Genomic DNA, 16,488 nt, shown 5'->3' with positions numbered 1-16,488 from the left:
GCTTACGCGCAGGTGAGGACGAGCGGCCGAACGTGTCGCGAACTCGGGACGAAGGGGCCGGTACCGGGAGGTCGAGTGGACGTTTGGCTGGACGGTCAGGGTGGCGCAGACTTCGCTTTCGGACTGCTCAGATCTCTCCCCACCGGTAACCGCGGGAGGTGAAGGCCTCGGCGATTGCGGTCTTCTTGCCCTCGACATCGCCTTTGTACGCTTGGTGGCCGCCGGACGTGAGGATCGTCAGCTTGCCGCCGTCGAAATAGGCGGTCGAGAACGAGGCGCGCGAGATGCGCAGCGGGTGGTCGTCGTCTCGCCCGACGGTGATTCCGTGTTCATCGATGACCAGGGGAGTCGACGAGGCGACGATGAAGAATGCGGAGATGATCCCGAGCACCCCGCCGATGATCGGTCGGGCGATGACGACCCACGCCTGGTCGAAGCGGCTGAGCTTCTCGATGACGTCGCCGAAGGGGATGGGGAACGTCGCGGCAAACGACCCGAGTGCCGGAAGGAAGAATCCCAGTGCCACGCCGATGCCGATGCAGACGAGGCCGATGACGGCGACGTCGGTCCGACTGAGCGCGAACGTCGCAGCTGCGTGGGGCTGCCGGGCGGTGGAGTCGTTCTCCTGCTGGGGCTGATCCATCACTTGCTCGATCCTTGAATGCGTTGTCGGTACTCCATGATACCAAACTGGAACAGTGGTGTTCCATAAGTAGACTGCTCTGTATCGTTAACAGAGTCAGGGGGGTATTGTGCCGGTGCAGGGCATGCGTCGATTGGGCCGAGAGGCCCTGGTCAGCGAGGCGCTGACCCACCTTGCCGCGAACCCGCAGGCGTCGATGATCGAGCTCTCGCAGTCGATCGGCGTCGGCCGCACGACCCTCTATCGGCATTTCGGTGATCGGGAGGCGCTCGTCGGCGCGGCGGCCCGGCTCGGTGCCCGGCGATTCGGTGAGGCGGTCATGAAAGCCCGTCCTGGCGAAGGGGCCGGGCTGGCTGCGCTCGAACGAATCTGTGCAGAGCTGTTCACTCTGCCCGATGTGCTCACCTTGCTCTTCGCCGACAACCCGATCATCACCGATGAGACCTTCGCCGAGGCGGCCGCCGAGTCCCGGTCAGGTGCGGAGTCCCGTGCGGATGCTGAGGACGATCCGCTCGAAGCCGTCATCGCGAGGGGGCAGGCGGACGGTTCCATCGATGAGGGCGTGCCGATCGGATGGGCGGCGGCATTCGTCTACCTCACCATCGGCTCCGGACACCTCTACAGCGTGAGCGTCGGCGTCGACGATCCGACCGCGCGTGCCCAGTCCCTCGAGTTGACCATCAGGGCGGTGCGGAAGACCCTCGCCTCGTCAAGGGCTGAGCGCTGACCAGGGCTTGAGCACTGGCCGGCGCCGAAGCGATGGGTGCGGTCCCGCCGACTCCCGAAATGTGATCTTGGTGAAGCCGTGCGGCCATGCCGGGGCGGTTGTGCAGCGGACGCGGTCGGACTTGTTACCGTTATTGCTTCAGTTCATCCTCGGCAGGAGCAGTGCGTGTCTTCTTTCTTCGACAGTCCCGAATTCCACGGTATGGCAGCGGGCGGCAATATCAGCCACAGCCCCGGCATGGGCGATCGGATGATGCGGGAGCTGGCGCCGTTCCTCAAAGCTGAAGGCGTCGACATCGACGATCCGAAAGCGGACTTCACCGAAGCCGAATTCCACGCAGCCATGGAAAAGGCACAAGGAGAATACAACCGACGTCTCTTCAACCCGACCGGTGCTCACCGAGGACTGGCTCTGGGGAAGCTGCGGTCCTTCGCCCTGGCCTTCGCCGAAGGCGATATCAATCGCGCCGAGGCTGTGGTGGCCTCCCTGCCCTCGGATCCCGAGGACTTCAACCCGAGCGTGGCACAGGTGACCGGGTCGGCGATGGGTCTCGTCGACGAATGGTTCACCGACGACGCGCTCGGACCGAAGCTCGGCGGTGTGATGGCGCCGAAGTGGTCGGCGAAGAAGTCCCGTGCCGTGGCCCGCGATATCCTGGCCCTGGCCCACAAGGGACGCGTCGTCGACAGCCTCGACCGCCTCATCACCAGCAACAGCGGACTTCCCGTCCTCGAGGGGTCCATGCTCGCCGTGGCCGCTGCGGTCGTGCGTCTGACCAAGCGAGACAGAGTTTCGGCGCAGGACGTTGTCGACGAACTCATGCCGCTCGACGGCTATCCGGAACCGGTTGCTGGCACTTATCGCCCGGCCGACCGTGTGGTCCAGGACGTCCAGGAGGGTCAGGACGACCCCGCCGCAGAACAGGACCTGCCGGAGTGGCTCGGCGGATCGAACGCGACCGGTCATGCAGCAGGTGCCGCTGACCCGTCGGGCATCGATGAACGAATGGACGAGGTCGAGAAGACTGTCTACGAGATGCCGCTCTACCGGCGCTTCCGCGACTGGCTGGCCGAGACCTACGACGATGTCGATGAGGACTCAGAGGTCTTCGACATCGCCCACCTCCTGTTCTGCATCGCCGTGTCCTCCCGGGCAGATATCGACGAGCCCGAGGGAATCGACGACCTTCTCGATGTCCTCGAAAGCTTCGCAGCCGACGGCCAGGAGGAATCCGAGAAGGCCGATGGCGAATCTCCTTCGACGGTGATCTTCCTCGACAGCCTCGAAGCTCTCGACAACTATCTCCGCTTCCGCATGGACACCGACGAGACCCCCGAACGCTGGAGCGTCGCCCGGGGCCGCGCCGAGGCCGCGAGCATGCGCACCGACCCGCTGCCCTCGGCCTTGATGGCTGCAGTCGAGGCCAATGCCCTGAGCGAGGAGCAGCTCGCACAGCCCATGCCACAGAACCGCCTCGTCGAGGGCGTGGTCGGCATTCTCGACTGGATCGGCGACTCCCGCCCGCTGACCGGTACGGGGCGGGTGAAGCGAGCCGATATCGCCGAGGCGGCCGGAAAGTTCGGCATCAAAGCCGTCGGAGTCGCGTCGAACGCCCGTTACGAAGACGGCGTGAACTATGCGCGCAGCGCCGACGAGGTGCCCGTCCTCGAAGCGATGTGGGCCGTGATGCAGAGTGCTGAGATCACCGAGATCACTGGAACCAAGGTCCGCCCGGGAAGTGCCGCCGACGAGTGGAAGAAAGGCGAGGTGGGCGCGGATACCGCGTTGCCGGTCATCGGCGCCTTCATCTACGAGCGGCTGCTCGACGTGATCAACCTCGTTCCCGGAGAGGACTACGGCGCCCCGGCGATCACAATCGCTCAGCGCCTCATCGAGATCCTCACTCCTGACTCGGCACCCGAACGCCCAGAACTCGACCTCGGCGAGGTGCGCGCCGAGCGACTCTCGAAGCTGCTGGCAGACGAGCTGAAGGAGTTCACGGAGCTCGGGCTCCTCACAGCCGACGGAGACGCGCTGTCCGTCGAGCCGGTCTACAAACGCATCGTCGCCGGTGCCGCGCTCATGCTGCTGTCGGGACCGCGCGAATAAGACGAAGCGAGACCAGTGGCGTCGGAGCGAACTGAGGTGGCGGCCTCTGGTCGGTGTTGAAAATAAGTGGTTGCACCTCCGATGATCTCAGGTTAGGCTCACCTATGAGATATAGAGAACATAGGTCTTGCCTAAGGCAGTTGACACACCTGCTTGAAGTTGTGGGTCCGGCTTCTCTGTTTCTCGCTGTTTCATACGTCATGAACCCTCGGAGCTGAATACATGCCGCGTACTTCCAGGCCTCTGCAGGTGCTGCCGATCATCCTGCGAGAAGTGGAAGTCACCGGCATCGTCGACATCACCCCGAACATGCGACGCCTGACAGTGGCAGGCGATCAATTGGCGGCCGGTGGAGTCGGCGAGGCTGCGCGGCCTGCATTCCGCTCCGAGGGTTTCGACGATCACGTGAAACTCGTCATTCCCCCGCCCGACGGCTCATCCCTCGATATCGGCGAGCAGGAGGAGTTCCGCTTCAACTGGAATCGGGAAGCGCTCAACCGTGCCCGCGACTACACCGTTCGCAGCGTCGACCACGAGACGAACTCCTTCAGCATCGACATCGTGCGCCATGACTCCGGACTGGCCTCTGACTGGGCTTTCGGCGTCGCGGTCGGTGATCGGATCAGCTTCGCCGGACCGAAGACCTGCGCCGGCTTGGCCGACGACATCGACTTCCACCTCCTCGTCGCCGACGAGACGGCGCTGCCCGCCGTCGGACGCTGGCTCGAAGAGGCACCTGCGGGCACCCGCGGTCACATCATCGTCGAAGTGCCCACCTCCGACGACATCCAAGACATCACCACCGAAGCCGACGTCGAAATCGACTGGCTCATCCGCGGATCCACCGCACCGGGCGAATCGCGCCTGATGTTCGATGCCGTGAAGAACCTCGACCTGCCCGAAGGCCGCACTTTCGCCTGGTGCGCGGGGGAGACGCTGACCATCGCCCCCATCCGTCGCTACCTGCGCCGGGAGATCGGCCTTCCCAAAGAGGACGTCGAGGTCGTCGGCTACTGGCGGAAGATGCCGACTCGTCCCGCCGCGCCAAGTGCGGCAGTCGCCTCCATGCCCGAGGCCACGCTCGAGGGATCTGGGGCCGAGACCGGCCCGGCCGATGATTCGGCCCCTTCTGCAGCAGCCGGCGGCGAAAGCAGCGCCGAATCGGGCGGAACTCTCGAGGTCCTCCACCAGGTCCACGAAATGACCGAGCTGCTCCCCGCGATCATCACCCGGACAGCCGTCACCTTCGGCATCAACGACCTCATCGCCGGCGGAGTCGCCACCGCCGAGGCGATTGCCGCCGAACTCGGCCTCGACCCCGACCGCGTGCGGCCGGTGCTGACGGCCATGTGCTCCCTCGGACTCCTAACTCACGATGACGAAATCTACCGCAACACCCCGACCGGAGCGGTTCTCACCGGCGACGGTGCCTCCGACGGGCTCGACCTGAGCGATCCGGCGCTGCTCGACCTGTTCTCCCTCGTCGACCTCATCGATGTGCTCAGAGGCGGGTTCGCCTCCCGCACTTCGCGCGCCTCGACGATTCAGGCTCCCACCTGGCATGCCCAGCGCGACGCCGATTCCGAACTCGACTCCGCCCATCGGCGACGCAGCCTCGACCACCTGCAGTATGTCCTCGATCTCATCCTCGACCTCGAACCCGTGGCCTCGGCCGGGAACCTCGCGGTCGTCGGTGATGTCGACGCCGAGGCGGCCGCCGCCCTGACGAGGAGGGCCCCGCGTTCGGGGCGGACGATCCACACTCCCGGTGCGCAGGGTCTGTCCGGTCGACAACCCTGGCCCGACGTCGACTGCACCCTCGTGATCGCCGGATTGACGGGGCGATCTCGGACAGAGGTGACCTCGTTGTTGGACCGGATGCTCGCCGCGAGCCGGACCCTGGTGATCGTCGAACCCTTCACCGACGATGCCGAGACCGACGACCATCAAGCCGAAGAGCTCATCACGGTCCTGGCCACCACCGGGAATCCGTCGCTGACCAGCGACGATCTCGTCGCGGATCTGCACGCGCGCGGCGCCCCGCATGTGCAGGTGAGAGACATCGGATGGGGGTTCGGCCGCTTCCGATCGGCCGTGATCGCCACTCGCTCCTGAGCGGGTTTCGTCCGAACCCGTCACCGCCCGGCCACCCCGCTCGAGCGCTCATCCAGAACCGAATAGACCAGATGAGAATAAGGACAAACGTATGTCATTGACGCGCCTGACCGCTGCTGCCATCGCCGGAGCCACCGGCCTCGCTCTCTTTGCCGGATGCGCAGGCGGCAGTGAGGAAACGAGCCCGGGCACTGCCTCCGAGACGCGCACCGTCACTGACGCGACGGGCGCGGAGGTCGAAGTGCCCACGGCTCCGAAAGCCGTCGCGACACTGCACTATGCCGCTACCGAGACCCTCATGGATCTTGACGCGCCTCCCGTGGCGCAGGGTGAGTACCAGGATCCGGCCGTGCCCGAGGAGTGGCTCGACGAGCTCGAGAAGATCCCTGCCGTCAGTCAGCAGGAGCCGGACCTCGAGAAGCTCGCCGAGACCGAACCCGACCTCATCCTGTCCCCGAACATCTTCGAACCGGACATGATCGAGCAGCTCGAGGAGATCGCACCGGTCTATCAGTTCACCCTGCGCGGCGGCGACCGCGCGAATTGGCAGCAGCGGGTCGAAGAGGTCGCTGACGCCGTCAACAGGACCGATGACCTCGACGAGCTCGACAGCGAGTTCCAGGCTCGACAGAAGAAGCTCGGCGAGAAGTACTCCGAGGTCACCGAGGGTACGACGATCGGAGTCGTGTCCTCCTTCGAGGAGAACTCGGCCTACCTGTGGGGCAGCGAGAACATGCTCGGCACGATCCTGTCCCCGCTCGGCTTCGACTGGTCGGCCGACGAGGACGCGATGGTGAAGAAGTACGGCAAAGCCGAACAGGGAGGCAATAAGTCCGGAACTGTCGAGCCCGAGGCTCAGATCTCGCTTGAGGTCCTCGACCGGAGCCTGTCCGACGCTGACATCATCTTCGTCAACTCGGATCTGCGCGGCGACTACGACTCACTGACGAAGGCGCTCTTGGACTCCGCCGTATTCAAAGACCTCCCAGCCGTCAAGGCCGGACATGTCTATCCGATCGGCAAGGCCACGATCGCCGGCTATGCCGACGCGGACTACGGTCTCGACCTGGCCGAGAAGGCCATCACCGAATACCAGAAGGACTGAGCCTCACGACTCAGCCCGCTCCCGGCCTATGGCCCTCCGCCTCATCGAGGATGAGGAGGGAGCGGGAGGACACGACGCCCGGGACTTCGTGGATGCGGCGCAGGATCACCTGTGACAGGGCCGTATTGTCCGGGGCGTTCACGGTGACAAGGGCGTCGATGTCCCCACTGACGGCTTGAACCTTCTCGACGAACGGCAGGGCGGCCAGATCCTCGCGAACCTGCGGCCAGGGACGCTCGCCGATCTTGACGACGACGACCGCGGTCACGGTCATGCCCAGGGCCTCACGGTCCACCTCGGCGGTGAACTTCCGTATTGCACCGGACTCGATGAGGGTGGTGAAGCGCTTGTGCGCGGCCGAACGGGAGATGTGGACGCGTTCGGCCAGTTGGCGCACGCTCAGCCGTGAATCCTCGACGAGGGCAGCGATGATGCTGCGGTCGATGTCGTCGAGGTCGAAAGCCACGGGGCGCTCCTTCACCTTTGATGTCTGCGTCTTGTCTGTGACCTCCGGGTTCTACCTGCCCGGATGCGTCCGTGCAAAGGGGGCGGCGATGCACACCGGGAGGGTCGGTCGGTCTGCTCCCATTCTAGGGCCCCGCCTCGGCGAGGATCCCTCTTTTCGATACTGGACAAATTCTGTCGATCGTTCGTACAGTAACGGAGATAGCTGTGGTGCCTACCACGTACCATGGGTGAAGGACATGACCGGTTCCGACTGGACCCGGTCAACGGACGGAAATCAGTCACCTGTAGATTATGAGACGAAAGTCTCACGCAGTTGGAGCTGCTTCACGAACCTAAGGAGACATCCTTGAAGATCGCGGTGTTGGTCAAAGAGGTCCCGGATACGTACGGCGACCGCAAGTTGAACTTGGAAACCGGGCTCGCCGATCGCGGCGCCTCGGAAGCTGTTCTCGATGAGATCGGTGAGCGTGCCCTCGAGGTTGCACTGACCCAGAAGGACAGCGACGGCGACACCGAGGTGACCGTCATCTCGATGGCGCCCGATACCGCGACCGCCACGATCCGCAAGGGTCTGGCCATGGGCGCCGACAATGCCGTGCACGTGGCCGATGAGTCGCTGGCCGGCGCTGATCTCGGTCTGACCGCAGAGGTGCTCGCTGCTGCTCTGCGCCGCGGTGAATTCGACCTCGTCGTCACCGGCAACATCTCCACCGACGGCAACGGCGGCATGATGCCGGCGATGCTCGCTGAGCACCTCGACTACCCGCACGTGACCGGCCTGTCGACCGTCGAACTTGCCGACGGTAAGGTCTCGGGCACCCGCGGCGTCGAAGGCGGCAAGCAGCAGGTCTCGGCCGAACTGCCCGCCGTCATCTCTATCACCGAGGCGCTTCCCGAGGCCCGATTCCCGAACTTCAAGGGCATCATGGCAGCGAAGAAGAAGCCCTTCGAGGTCATCAGCCTGTCCGATCTCGACATCGACGCCGAGGACCAGTCCGTGGCCCGTTCGATCATGGTCACCGTCGCCGAGAAGCCGCCGCGCGAAGCCGGCGAGAAGGTCGTCGACGAAGGCAATGGCGGAGTCGAACTCGCCGAATACCTCACCAAGAACCGTCTGGCCTAAGGAGAATCGTCATGTCAGAATTCCCACAGGATTCCATTCTCGTCGTCCTCACCGCCGATGCCGAGGGCCAGTTGGAGAAGCCGGCCGCCGAACTGCTCGGCGGCGCCGCTGAGATCGGCTCGCCCGTCGCCCTCGTGCTCGCCGCCGGCAGCGCCGACGCTGCTGCCGAAAAGGCCGCCGAACTCGGCGCCGTGGCGACCCTGACCGCCGCAGCCGCCGAGGGCAACCTCGGCACCGCGGCCGTCGACGCCGTGGCCGCAGCCGCGGAGCTCACCGCTCCCGACGCCGTGCTCGTGCCCAACACCCTCGACGGTCGCGACATCGCCGGTCGCTACGCAGTGCGCAGCGGATCGGCCGTGTCCGTCGACGCGACCGGACTCGAACGCGACTCCGAGGGCATCGTGGCGAGCCACTCCGTCTACGGCGGCGGCTACACCGCTTCCTCCGCTCCCACATTCGGCGCCCCCATCGTCACCGTGCGCCTGGGCTCGATCGAAGCCCGCGCCGAAGCACAGTCCGCGAACACGCAGGCCCTCGAGGTCGCCGATTCCGGTAAGCGCTCGGCCGCGATCGACTCGTTCGAAGCCGTCGTCGAAACCTCGTCGCGTCCCGAGCTGCGCGGTGCGCAGAAGGTCGTCTCCGGTGGTCGCGGCGTCGGTTCGGAAGAGTCCTTCGAGCTCGTCGGCGAATTCGCCGACGCCCTCGGCGCTGCCGTCGGTGCCTCCCGCGCTGCCGTCGACGCCGGCTACATCGCCCAATCGCACCAGGTCGGCCAGACCGGTGTGTCGGTGTCCCCGCAGCTCTACGTGGCGCTCGGCATCTCCGGTGCTATCCAGCACAAGGCCGGTATGCAGACCTCGAAGACCATCGTCGCGGTCAACAAGGACGCCGAAGCCCCGATCTTCGACATCGCCGATTTCGGCGTCGTCGGCGACCTGTTCAAGGTCGTTCCCCAGGCCATCGAATCACTGAACGAGAACAAGTCCTGATATGGCAACCTATTCCAGTTCGCTGCGCTCGGGTCTGCCCCGGGTCGAAGGCGGAGACCCTTGGCCCCCGGAGGGCGCCATCGGCGAACCCTTGGAAGAGGGCGCGTCATGGCTGCCGGAGACATCCGACACGGAGGAACTGGATGAAGGTTCCCCCGCCGAGGCGGCCGAGTCCGATGTGACCGAGGCCGAGGAGTCGACGGGGACCGTCGCTTCCGCCGAGGCCGAAGAGCCCGTTGAGGATTCGGTCGAGGAGCGCGCTGAGGCGGCTGCTTCGGCCGAGGTGCCGTTGCGCCGTGGCCTGCCGCGCGTCGAGGGTGGGCAGCCCTGGCCGCCGGAAGGCCTTGCTCCTGCCGGAGTGAAAGCCCCCGGTGCCTCAGCTGCTCCCGTTGCGTCCGCTGAATCGGACGAACAGTCCTCGGCCGCCCCGGTTGCCGCTGCCGCGACGGCTGGTGCCGGAGTGGCTGCCGGCGCTGGCGTCGCCGCTTCCGGTTCGGACGATGTTTCGGTTGCGGCAGAACCTGCTGCCGAGGTCCCCCTGCGCCGTGGTCTGCCGCGTGTCGCCGGTGGAGATCCCTGGCCGGCGGAAGGCTTCGCGCCCGCCGGCGTCAAGGTTGCAGGTGGCTCGATTGCCAGCTCCGCTGCTCCTGCAGCGGCTGCATCCGCTCCTGCCGAGAGCACTGCGGAGGAATCCGCTGTTCAGGCCGACTCTGCCGAAACCGATTCGGCTGATACGTCAGCCGATTCCACGTCTGAAACTTCGTCCGCTGCTCCTGCGGCGGCCGCCGCAGCTGGCGCTGCCGGTGCCGGTGTGGCTGCAGCAGCCGCGAACGGCTCGGGCTCCGGAGAACTCTCCGATGTACCGCTGCGCCGCGGACTTCCCCGCACCGCCGGGGGAGACCCCTGGCCGCCGGAGGGCTTTGCTCCAGCACACGCTCCCAAACTTGCCGCATCTGCCGAGGCAGACAAGCCGGCCGAGGACGCGCAGTCCGGCGAAGCCGCGAAGCAGGATTCGAAGCCGGTTGCCAAGGTCGGGGACGATTCCAGCGAGAAAAAGCCCCAGGGCCGACGCACCGGAATCGGTGGTGTCGGTGCCGGTGCGGCAGCCGCAGGTGCGGGAGCCGCCGCCGGTGCAGGTGCGGCCGCTGCGGGAGCCGCCTCGGCGTCAGAGAAGAAATCCGACGGAGCCGAGAAGAAACCCGCCCAACGCAAACCGATGGCGAAGCCCGCGGCGAAGACCACGGACAAGCCCGCTCAGCGAAAGCCGATGGCCAAGCCCGCCGCGAAGGCCGACGACAAGGCTGCGGCACGCACCGCGGACAAGCCGGCCGCGAAGACGGCCCCGGCTGCGAAGGCCACGTCGTCGGGTTCGGGCAGTGCTGCCTCGGCGAAGCCTGCAGCGAAGAAGGAACCGGTCATGATCGGGTCGAAGTCGCTGGGACAGTGGTCGAAGATCGTCGGGCTGGGACTCGGCGGACTCATCGTCGTGGCCGGGATCCTCATCCTCGCCGCACGCGGTGTCACGACCCTGCCGGGCGTGCCGGAGTTCCTCGAGCGCTACCCGGGCGAATACCACATCCCGGAATTCGTCGATCCCGGTTTCCCGGGCTGGGTGCGGTGGACGCACTTCCTCAACATCTTCTTCATGGTGCTCATCATCCGTTCGGGTCTGCAGGTGCGTCACCAGCAGAAGCCGCCGGCGTTCTACACCCCGAAGAAGGGTGGGAAGAAGATCAGCATCAACCTCTGGCTGCACACGGGTCTTGATCTGCTGTGGCTGGCCAATGGTGTGGTCTTCGTCGTGCTGCTCTTCGTCTCCGGGCACTGGGCACGCATCGTGCCGACCAGTTGGGAAGTGTTCCCGAACGCGCTGTCGGCGGCGCTTCAGTACGGAACGATGGAATGGCCGATGGAAGATGCGTGGGTCAACTACAACGCTCTCCAGCAGCTGATGTACTTCATCATCGTGTTCATCGCCGCACCGTTGGCTGCGATCACGGGTGTGCGGATGAGCGAATGGTGGCCGAAGAACGCCACGACGCTGAACAAGATCTATCCGGCGCCGCTGGCTCGGGCGATCCACTTCCCGACGATGCTGTTCTTCGTGTTCTTCATCCTCGTCCACGTGTTCCTCGTGTTCACGACCGGACTGCGGCACAACCTGGGTTACATGTTCGCGGGAACCGAGATGCTCGGTTGGGCCGGACTCGTCTGGTTCCTCATCGCGATGGTCGTGGTCGTGGCCGGTTGGTTCGCCGCCAGACCGCTGCTGCTCGCGCCGATCGCGAATCTCTTCGGACGCGTCTCGAGCAGGTAGGCGACGCCGCTCGCATCAGCGAAGCCCCGCACGATGGGAAATCGTGCGGGGCTTCGCTGTGTCGGTCAGTACAGTTCCAAGGCCCTGTCGGATATTCGGTCCGGCAGGGCCTTTCGCTTGCCGCCTTCTGATGACGCGCAGTTCTCAGCAGAAATCTCTTGACCGGTCGACCGGGACACAATAATCTGTAATGCAACGCAGTTGTAAAGAATGCAACATACGCGTTGTCACCGTTCACAACGATGGAGAAGACAATGAAGTCCGACCTCGCTCCAGAGGACAATGACGCTGTGAAGACAGATGCGTCGGCGACCACGCAACCCACTCTCGAGCAGAAGCGGACGCTGCGGCGCGTCGTCTCTGCGAGCTTCGTCGGCAACTTCGTCGAATGGTTCGACTACGGCGTCTACGGGTATTTTGCGACGACTATTGCGATCGTCTTCTTCCCTGAGTCCGAAGACAATCTCGCGCTTCTGTCCACCTTTGCGGTCTTCGCCGTCTCCTTCGTCGTCCGCCCCATCGGCGGTTTCGTCTGGGGGCATATCGGAGACAAGATCGGACGTCGGTCCGCGCTGTCGATATCGATCCTCATCATGTCGGTCTCGACGTTTGCCATCGGTCTGCTGCCGAGTTTCGCGGTGGCCGGATTCCTGGCGCCCGTGCTGCTGCTTGTCGTCCGCCTCGTACAGGGCTTCTCCGCCGCGGGCGAGTACGCTGGAGCCTCGGCGTTCCTCGTCGAATATGCTCCACCACGTCGACGCGGTCTCTACGCAGCCGTCGTTCCAGCCAGCACCGCCACCGGGTTGCTGTTGGGATCGGTGCTCGCCGCAGTCCTCTCCGCGACGCTGAGCGACGGACAGTTGGAGAGCTGGGGTTGGAGGCTCCCGTTCTTCCTTGCCGCGCCCATGGGGTTGATCGGCCGCTATATCCGGACCCGACTCGAGGACACGCCGGCCTTCCGTGAACTCGCTCAGCAGGATGAAGTGATCAAAGCTCCGGTCTTCGCCATGTTCCGGGACCACTGGCGCCCCCTGCTCATCTCGATGTGCGCAGTGCTGCTCAACGCCGTCGGGTTCTATGTCGTCCTGACTTATATGCCCACGTATCTCACGACCGAGCTCGGCTATGGGGCTACTGAGTCGTTCGTCGCCACCACCATCGCTCTCGTCACCTATATCGGTTTCATCCTGCTCACCGGTCTGGCTTCGGATCGGTTCGGTCGCAAGAGGATGCTCATCATCGCCTCAGTCACTTTCATCGTCCTCACGGTGCCGGCCTTCATGTTGCTGGACGCCGGCGGCTTCACCCTCGTCGTCCTCGTCGAGATCGGACTCGGAGCCATGCTCACTCTCAACGACGGCACCCTGCCGAGCTTCCTAGCCGAGATGTTTCCGACGCGTATTCGGTACACCGGGTTTGCCGTGAGCTTCAACGTGTCGAACGCTCTGTTCGGCGGCACTGCACCTTTTATGGCCACACTGCTCATCGGCCTGACCGATTCGCATCTTGCCCCCGGTTGGTACCTCATGGCTGCGGCCGCAGTCTGTCTCTGTGCAGTCATCTGTGCCAAGGAGACCTTCCATAAACCTCTGCGCGACGTCTGAAGTCGTCCAGAACCTCACCGCGCCGCTGCAGCATCGAGGCAGTGGTACCGAACGAATAGGAGAAAAACCCATGACCACCTTTGCCGACAACGCCTCCGTCGCAGACCTTGACCGGACCAAGGTCCTCCACAACGGATCCAAGACCCCGCTGACTTTCTCCGACTCGGAGATGGAGCGGAGACTGACCGGGCTGCGCGCCACTATGGCCGAAAAGGAGCTCGACGCCGTGGTCCTCACCTCGTATCACAACATCAAGTACTACTCGGACTTCCTCTTCACGTACTTCGGTCGCTCATATGCCATGGTCGTCACGGCCGACGACACGGTGACGATCACCGCGAACATCGACGCAGGCATGCCGTGGCGGACCAGCTACGGGGAGAACATCGTGTACACGGATTGGCGACGTGACAACTACTACTACGCGATCCAGGAAGGCCTGCGTCAGCGCGGAATCGGCAACCCGCGCCGTCTCGGCGTCGAAGACGATAACCTGCCCCTCGAGAATCGCAACAGGCTCCAAGATGCCTTCCCGGCAGTGGAGCTCGTCGACATCTCGAAGGAGTCGATGCGCCAGCGGATGATCAAGTCGCCCGAGGAGATCGAGGTGATCAAGCACAGCGCTCGAATCGGCGACCTCGGCGGTGAGGCGATCAAGGCCGCCATCACCGAAGGCATCAGCGAGTACGAACTCGCGCTCGTCGGCACCGAGGCGATGGTCCACGAGATTGCGAGGACCTTCCCGGACCAAGAGGTGCGAGACACCTGGGTATGGTTCCAGTCCGGAATCAACACCGACGGCGCGCACAACTGGGCGACGACGCGGAAGATCCGCAAGGGCGATATCCTCAGCCTCAACTGCTTCCCGATGCCCTCGGGCTACTACACCGCCCTGGAGAGGACGCTCTTCTACGGTGAGCCAGATGAGCGATCACTCGAGCTGTGGAACGTCAATGTCGAAGTGCACAAGCGGGGAATCGAACTCATCAAGCCGGGTGCTGTGTGCAAGGATATCGCTGCCGAACTCAATGAGATCTACTTCGAACACGGACTCTTCGAAAACCGCACCTTCGGGTACGGACACTCATTCGGAGTGCTCAGCCACTATTACGGGCGCGAGGCCGGGCTCGAGCTGAGAGAAGACATCGACACCGTCATCGAACCGGGAATGGTCATCTCCATGGAGCCGATGATCACCATTCCCGAGGGACAACCCGGAGCCGGCGGCTACCGTGAACACGATATCGTCGTCGTCGGCGAAGAATCCTCCGAGGACATCACGAAGTTCCCGTTCGGACCCGAACACAACATAATCCCGGCCTGAGGCACCGTCTGGGGAATATACTCGCACCATGCCCCGACAATCGCCTGACAACCCACGCCGCGGTGCCTCGGTCATCGAAAACACTGTCGCCATCCTGCGCTGCTTCGCGCCGGACCGACAGGAGCTCGGTGTCACCGAGATCGCACCGCGCGTCGGGTTGCACAAAAGCTCGGTGTCGCGCATCCTCGCCTCACTCGAGCAGGAGGGCATCGTCGAACAGGCTCCGTCCAAGCGGTATCGACTTGGGCTGGGCATCATTGCGATCGCCGGCCCCTTGCTGGCCGATCTCGATGTTCGCAGAGCAGCGTATCCCATCCTTCAGTCACTCACGCGTGCCACTTCCGAGACGAGTGCGCTGATGGTGTGGGACGGCGCCGAGGCGGTCACCGTCGAACAGGTGCCCAGTCCCGAGCCGGTCAAGCACACGTCCAGTCTGGGGTCGCGATATCGGACGGAGGGAAGTGCCTCGGTGAAGGTGTTCCGCGACGCCGGCGACGGCCCGGATCGCGCCAGCGGTCCCGCCTATGCTCTCAACGATGCCGAGACCTCTCCGCACGAAGTCGGCATCGCCGCACCCGTGCACGACCATCGCGGTGAAGTGGTTGCCGCCGTCCTCATCGCCGCACCGAAGTTTCGTACAGATGCCACCCGCATTGCCGAGCTCGCCGATCAGTGTGTGCAGGCAGCGGAGCGGGTCTCGCTGCGCCTCGGTGGCTCAAAGCGGTAACGAAGCTTCGGCGAGAGCTCAACCGGCCGGGCGGGTGGCCACGTGGCGGATCGTGCGGACGATCATCAGCACCAGGAGGACGATGCCGACGTAGCCGTTGATGACGTAGACGATGTTGACCATCTGCGAGAACGGCAGGATGAGGCCGATGGTCGTTCCGAGCACTGCAAGGGCGATCGTGACGTACTTGAACTTCTTCGTCTTGTCGTCGAAGAAGCGCGAAGACACCGTCCACAGCAGCGGAATGGCCGTCGTGTAGATTCCGGCGAGGATCATCACGGAGATGAGCGCACCGACCCACGGTCCGAGGCTGCTGGCGAGGACGAGCATCGGGATCTCGGCGTCGAAGACCTCGCCGATGTTGGCAAGCAGTCCGAGCCCGACGACCATGCAGGCCAGGGAGAAGGCGATTCCGCCGACGAAGCCGCCGGCCGTGGCCTCGCGCTTGTTCTTCACGGTCTTGCCGAGGGCGGCGAGGAATGCTGCGAGCCAGAGCATGCAGAATCCGACATAGGACAGTCCGGAGAGGAACCAGTTCGACGACGCCTGAGTGACGTCGAGGCTCGGCAGGATCTCGACCCCGGTGGAGACGCCATCGAGGTCGCGCATGATTCCATAGATGCCGAGGGCGATCGCGACGACGACGATGACCGGGCCGATCTTGCCGATGACGTCGACGAGGCTGGTCAACCCGAACCACACGGTGGCGCAGACGACGGTGGCCAGGGCGATCCCGCCGATGAATTTCGACAGTCCGTAATGCTCCTCGAAGACCGCGCCGGCGCCGGCGATCATCACGGTGAAGGACAGGAAGACGAAGAGGATCGAGAAGTAGTCGAAGAACGAGCCGAGATACTTCCCGCCGTAGTAATAGAAGACGCGTGAGGGTTTGTCGAACTGCTCCCGCCTGCCTGTGAGGAAGAGCTCGACGGCGACATAGGAGATGAGCACGAGCACCAGAAGGCCGGTGCCGAAAACGCCCCAGAAACCGTAGGACGCGTAGTACTGGAGGATCTCTTGACCGGTGGCGAATCCCGAGCCGATGAGGAACGCGATGATCGCGCCGGCGTAGGTGATGACCCGCAGAATGCTGGTCTTCTCAGTCGTAGCCAGATGGGTGGCAGTGGAGGTGTCAGCCATGGAAGTCCTTCGTCGTTGAGGGAATGAGAGATGGTCGACAGATTCAGGTCGACAACTGATATATCACACTCAAGCACGTTAGCGTGTGTCTGTGATC

Annotated in this window: 13 protein-coding genes; 10 read left to right on the top strand and 3 right to left on the bottom strand. The window is 64.3% G+C overall.

All coding sequences use genetic code 11. The features are described from left to right. Positions 1 to 127: 127 nt before the first annotated feature. Complete coding sequence (locus tag BLU88_RS02145; RefSeq protein ID WP_092009606.1) at positions 128 to 643, bottom strand: YqeB family protein; 516 nt, start codon at positions 641 to 643, stop codon at positions 128 to 130. A gap of 124 nt (positions 644 to 767) precedes the next feature. On the opposite strand from BLU88_RS02145, the gene BLU88_RS02140 reads away from it, so the two are divergent. From BLU88_RS02140 to BLU88_RS02125, 4 genes are all read left to right on the top strand, one after another. Beyond that, positions 768 to 1,370: a TetR/AcrR family transcriptional regulator gene (locus tag BLU88_RS02140; protein ID WP_231939534.1), complete on the top strand. Its 603-nt coding sequence runs from the start codon at positions 768 to 770 to the stop codon at positions 1,368 to 1,370. A 165-nt stretch (positions 1,371 to 1,535) separates the two neighbouring features. Then, positions 1,536 to 3,479, top strand: coding sequence for a hypothetical protein (locus tag BLU88_RS02135; RefSeq protein ID WP_092009604.1), 1,944 nt, complete (start codon positions 1,536 to 1,538; stop codon positions 3,477 to 3,479). Positions 3,480 to 3,701: 222 nt separating this feature from the next. Next, positions 3,702 to 5,594, top strand: a complete 1,893-nt coding sequence (locus BLU88_RS02130; protein ID WP_092009602.1) for a siderophore-interacting protein — start codon at positions 3,702 to 3,704, stop codon at positions 5,592 to 5,594. Between the two features lie 91 nt (positions 5,595 to 5,685). Continuing rightward, the gene (locus BLU88_RS02125; protein WP_092009600.1) at positions 5,686 to 6,699 is read left to right on the top strand and encodes an ABC transporter substrate-binding protein; all 1,014 of its coding nucleotides are present in this window, start codon (positions 5,686 to 5,688) and stop codon (positions 6,697 to 6,699) included. A gap of 10 nt (positions 6,700 to 6,709) precedes the next feature. Here BLU88_RS02125 and BLU88_RS02120 read toward each other — a convergent pair whose 3' ends face one another. Continuing rightward, on the bottom strand, positions 6,710 to 7,165 hold the full coding sequence (locus tag BLU88_RS02120) for an Lrp/AsnC family transcriptional regulator (RefSeq protein WP_082019056.1): 456 nt from the start codon (positions 7,163 to 7,165) through the stop codon (positions 6,710 to 6,712). A gap of 348 nt (positions 7,166 to 7,513) precedes the next feature. Between BLU88_RS02120 and BLU88_RS02115 the strand changes: the two genes are divergently transcribed. The 6 genes from BLU88_RS02115 to BLU88_RS02090 all read left to right on the top strand — a co-directional run bounded on the left by BLU88_RS02115 (position 7,514) and on the right by BLU88_RS02090 (position 15,251). After that, the gene (locus BLU88_RS02115; RefSeq protein ID WP_092009598.1) at positions 7,514 to 8,290 is read left to right on the top strand and encodes an electron transfer flavoprotein subunit beta/FixA family protein; all 777 of its coding nucleotides are present in this window, start codon (positions 7,514 to 7,516) and stop codon (positions 8,288 to 8,290) included. A gap of 11 nt (positions 8,291 to 8,301) precedes the next feature. Next, positions 8,302 to 9,279 carry an electron transfer flavoprotein subunit alpha/FixB family protein gene (locus BLU88_RS02110; RefSeq protein WP_092009596.1) on the top strand — a complete coding sequence of 326 codons (978 nt, stop codon included), beginning with the start codon at positions 8,302 to 8,304 and terminating at the stop codon, positions 9,277 to 9,279. Position 9,280: 1 nt separating this feature from the next. After that, positions 9,281 to 11,596, top strand: coding sequence for a cytochrome b/b6 domain-containing protein (locus tag BLU88_RS02105; RefSeq protein WP_092009594.1), 2,316 nt, complete (start codon positions 9,281 to 9,283; stop codon positions 11,594 to 11,596). 254 nt (positions 11,597 to 11,850) lie between these two features. Continuing rightward, entirely contained in the window at positions 11,851 to 13,200 is a 1,350-nt protein-coding gene (locus BLU88_RS02100; protein ID WP_197678177.1) for an MFS transporter, read from the top strand. 70 nt (positions 13,201 to 13,270) lie between these two features. Beyond that, positions 13,271 to 14,524 (top strand): aminopeptidase P family protein, encoded by a 1,254-nt coding sequence (locus BLU88_RS02095; RefSeq protein ID WP_092009590.1) that lies wholly within the window; start codon positions 13,271 to 13,273, stop codon positions 14,522 to 14,524. Positions 14,525 to 14,552: 28 nt separating this feature from the next. Next, on the top strand, positions 14,553 to 15,251 hold the full coding sequence (locus BLU88_RS02090; RefSeq protein ID WP_092009589.1) for an IclR family transcriptional regulator: 699 nt from the start codon (positions 14,553 to 14,555) through the stop codon (positions 15,249 to 15,251). Between the two features lie 18 nt (positions 15,252 to 15,269). On the opposite strand, the gene BLU88_RS02085 is transcribed toward BLU88_RS02090, so the two are convergent. Continuing rightward, positions 15,270 to 16,391, bottom strand: a complete 1,122-nt coding sequence (locus BLU88_RS02085; protein ID WP_092009587.1) for a YkvI family membrane protein — start codon at positions 16,389 to 16,391, stop codon at positions 15,270 to 15,272. Positions 16,392 to 16,488: the final 97 nt, after the last annotated feature.

Source organism: Brevibacterium siliguriense (assembly GCF_900105315.1).
Lineage (GTDB): Bacteria > Actinomycetota > Actinomycetes > Actinomycetales > Brevibacteriaceae > Brevibacterium > Brevibacterium siliguriense.
Note: the sequence above shows the minus strand (reverse complement) of the source record. Positions and strands in the feature narration are given on the sequence as shown.

Coding starts and splice junctions, on each gene's coding strand:
- BLU88_RS02145 (WP_092009606.1), bottom strand. CDS start 643: ATGGATCAGCCCCAGCAGGAGAACGACTCCACCGCCCGGCAGCCCCAC.
- BLU88_RS02140 (WP_231939534.1), top strand. CDS start 768: ATGCGTCGATTGGGCCGAGAGGCCCTGGTCAGCGAGGCGCTGACCCAC.
- BLU88_RS02130 (WP_092009602.1), top strand. CDS start 3,702: ATGCCGCGTACTTCCAGGCCTCTGCAGGTGCTGCCGATCATCCTGCGA.
- BLU88_RS02125 (WP_092009600.1), top strand. CDS start 5,686: ATGTCATTGACGCGCCTGACCGCTGCTGCCATCGCCGGAGCCACCGGC.
- BLU88_RS02110 (WP_092009596.1), top strand. CDS start 8,302: ATGTCAGAATTCCCACAGGATTCCATTCTCGTCGTCCTCACCGCCGAT.
- BLU88_RS02105 (WP_092009594.1), top strand. CDS start 9,281: ATGGCAACCTATTCCAGTTCGCTGCGCTCGGGTCTGCCCCGGGTCGAA.
- BLU88_RS02100 (WP_197678177.1), top strand. CDS start 11,851: ATGAAGTCCGACCTCGCTCCAGAGGACAATGACGCTGTGAAGACAGAT.
- BLU88_RS02095 (WP_092009590.1), top strand. CDS start 13,271: ATGACCACCTTTGCCGACAACGCCTCCGTCGCAGACCTTGACCGGACC.
- BLU88_RS02090 (WP_092009589.1), top strand. CDS start 14,553: ATGCCCCGACAATCGCCTGACAACCCACGCCGCGGTGCCTCGGTCATC.
- BLU88_RS02085 (WP_092009587.1), bottom strand. CDS start 16,391: ATGGCTGACACCTCCACTGCCACCCATCTGGCTACGACTGAGAAGACC.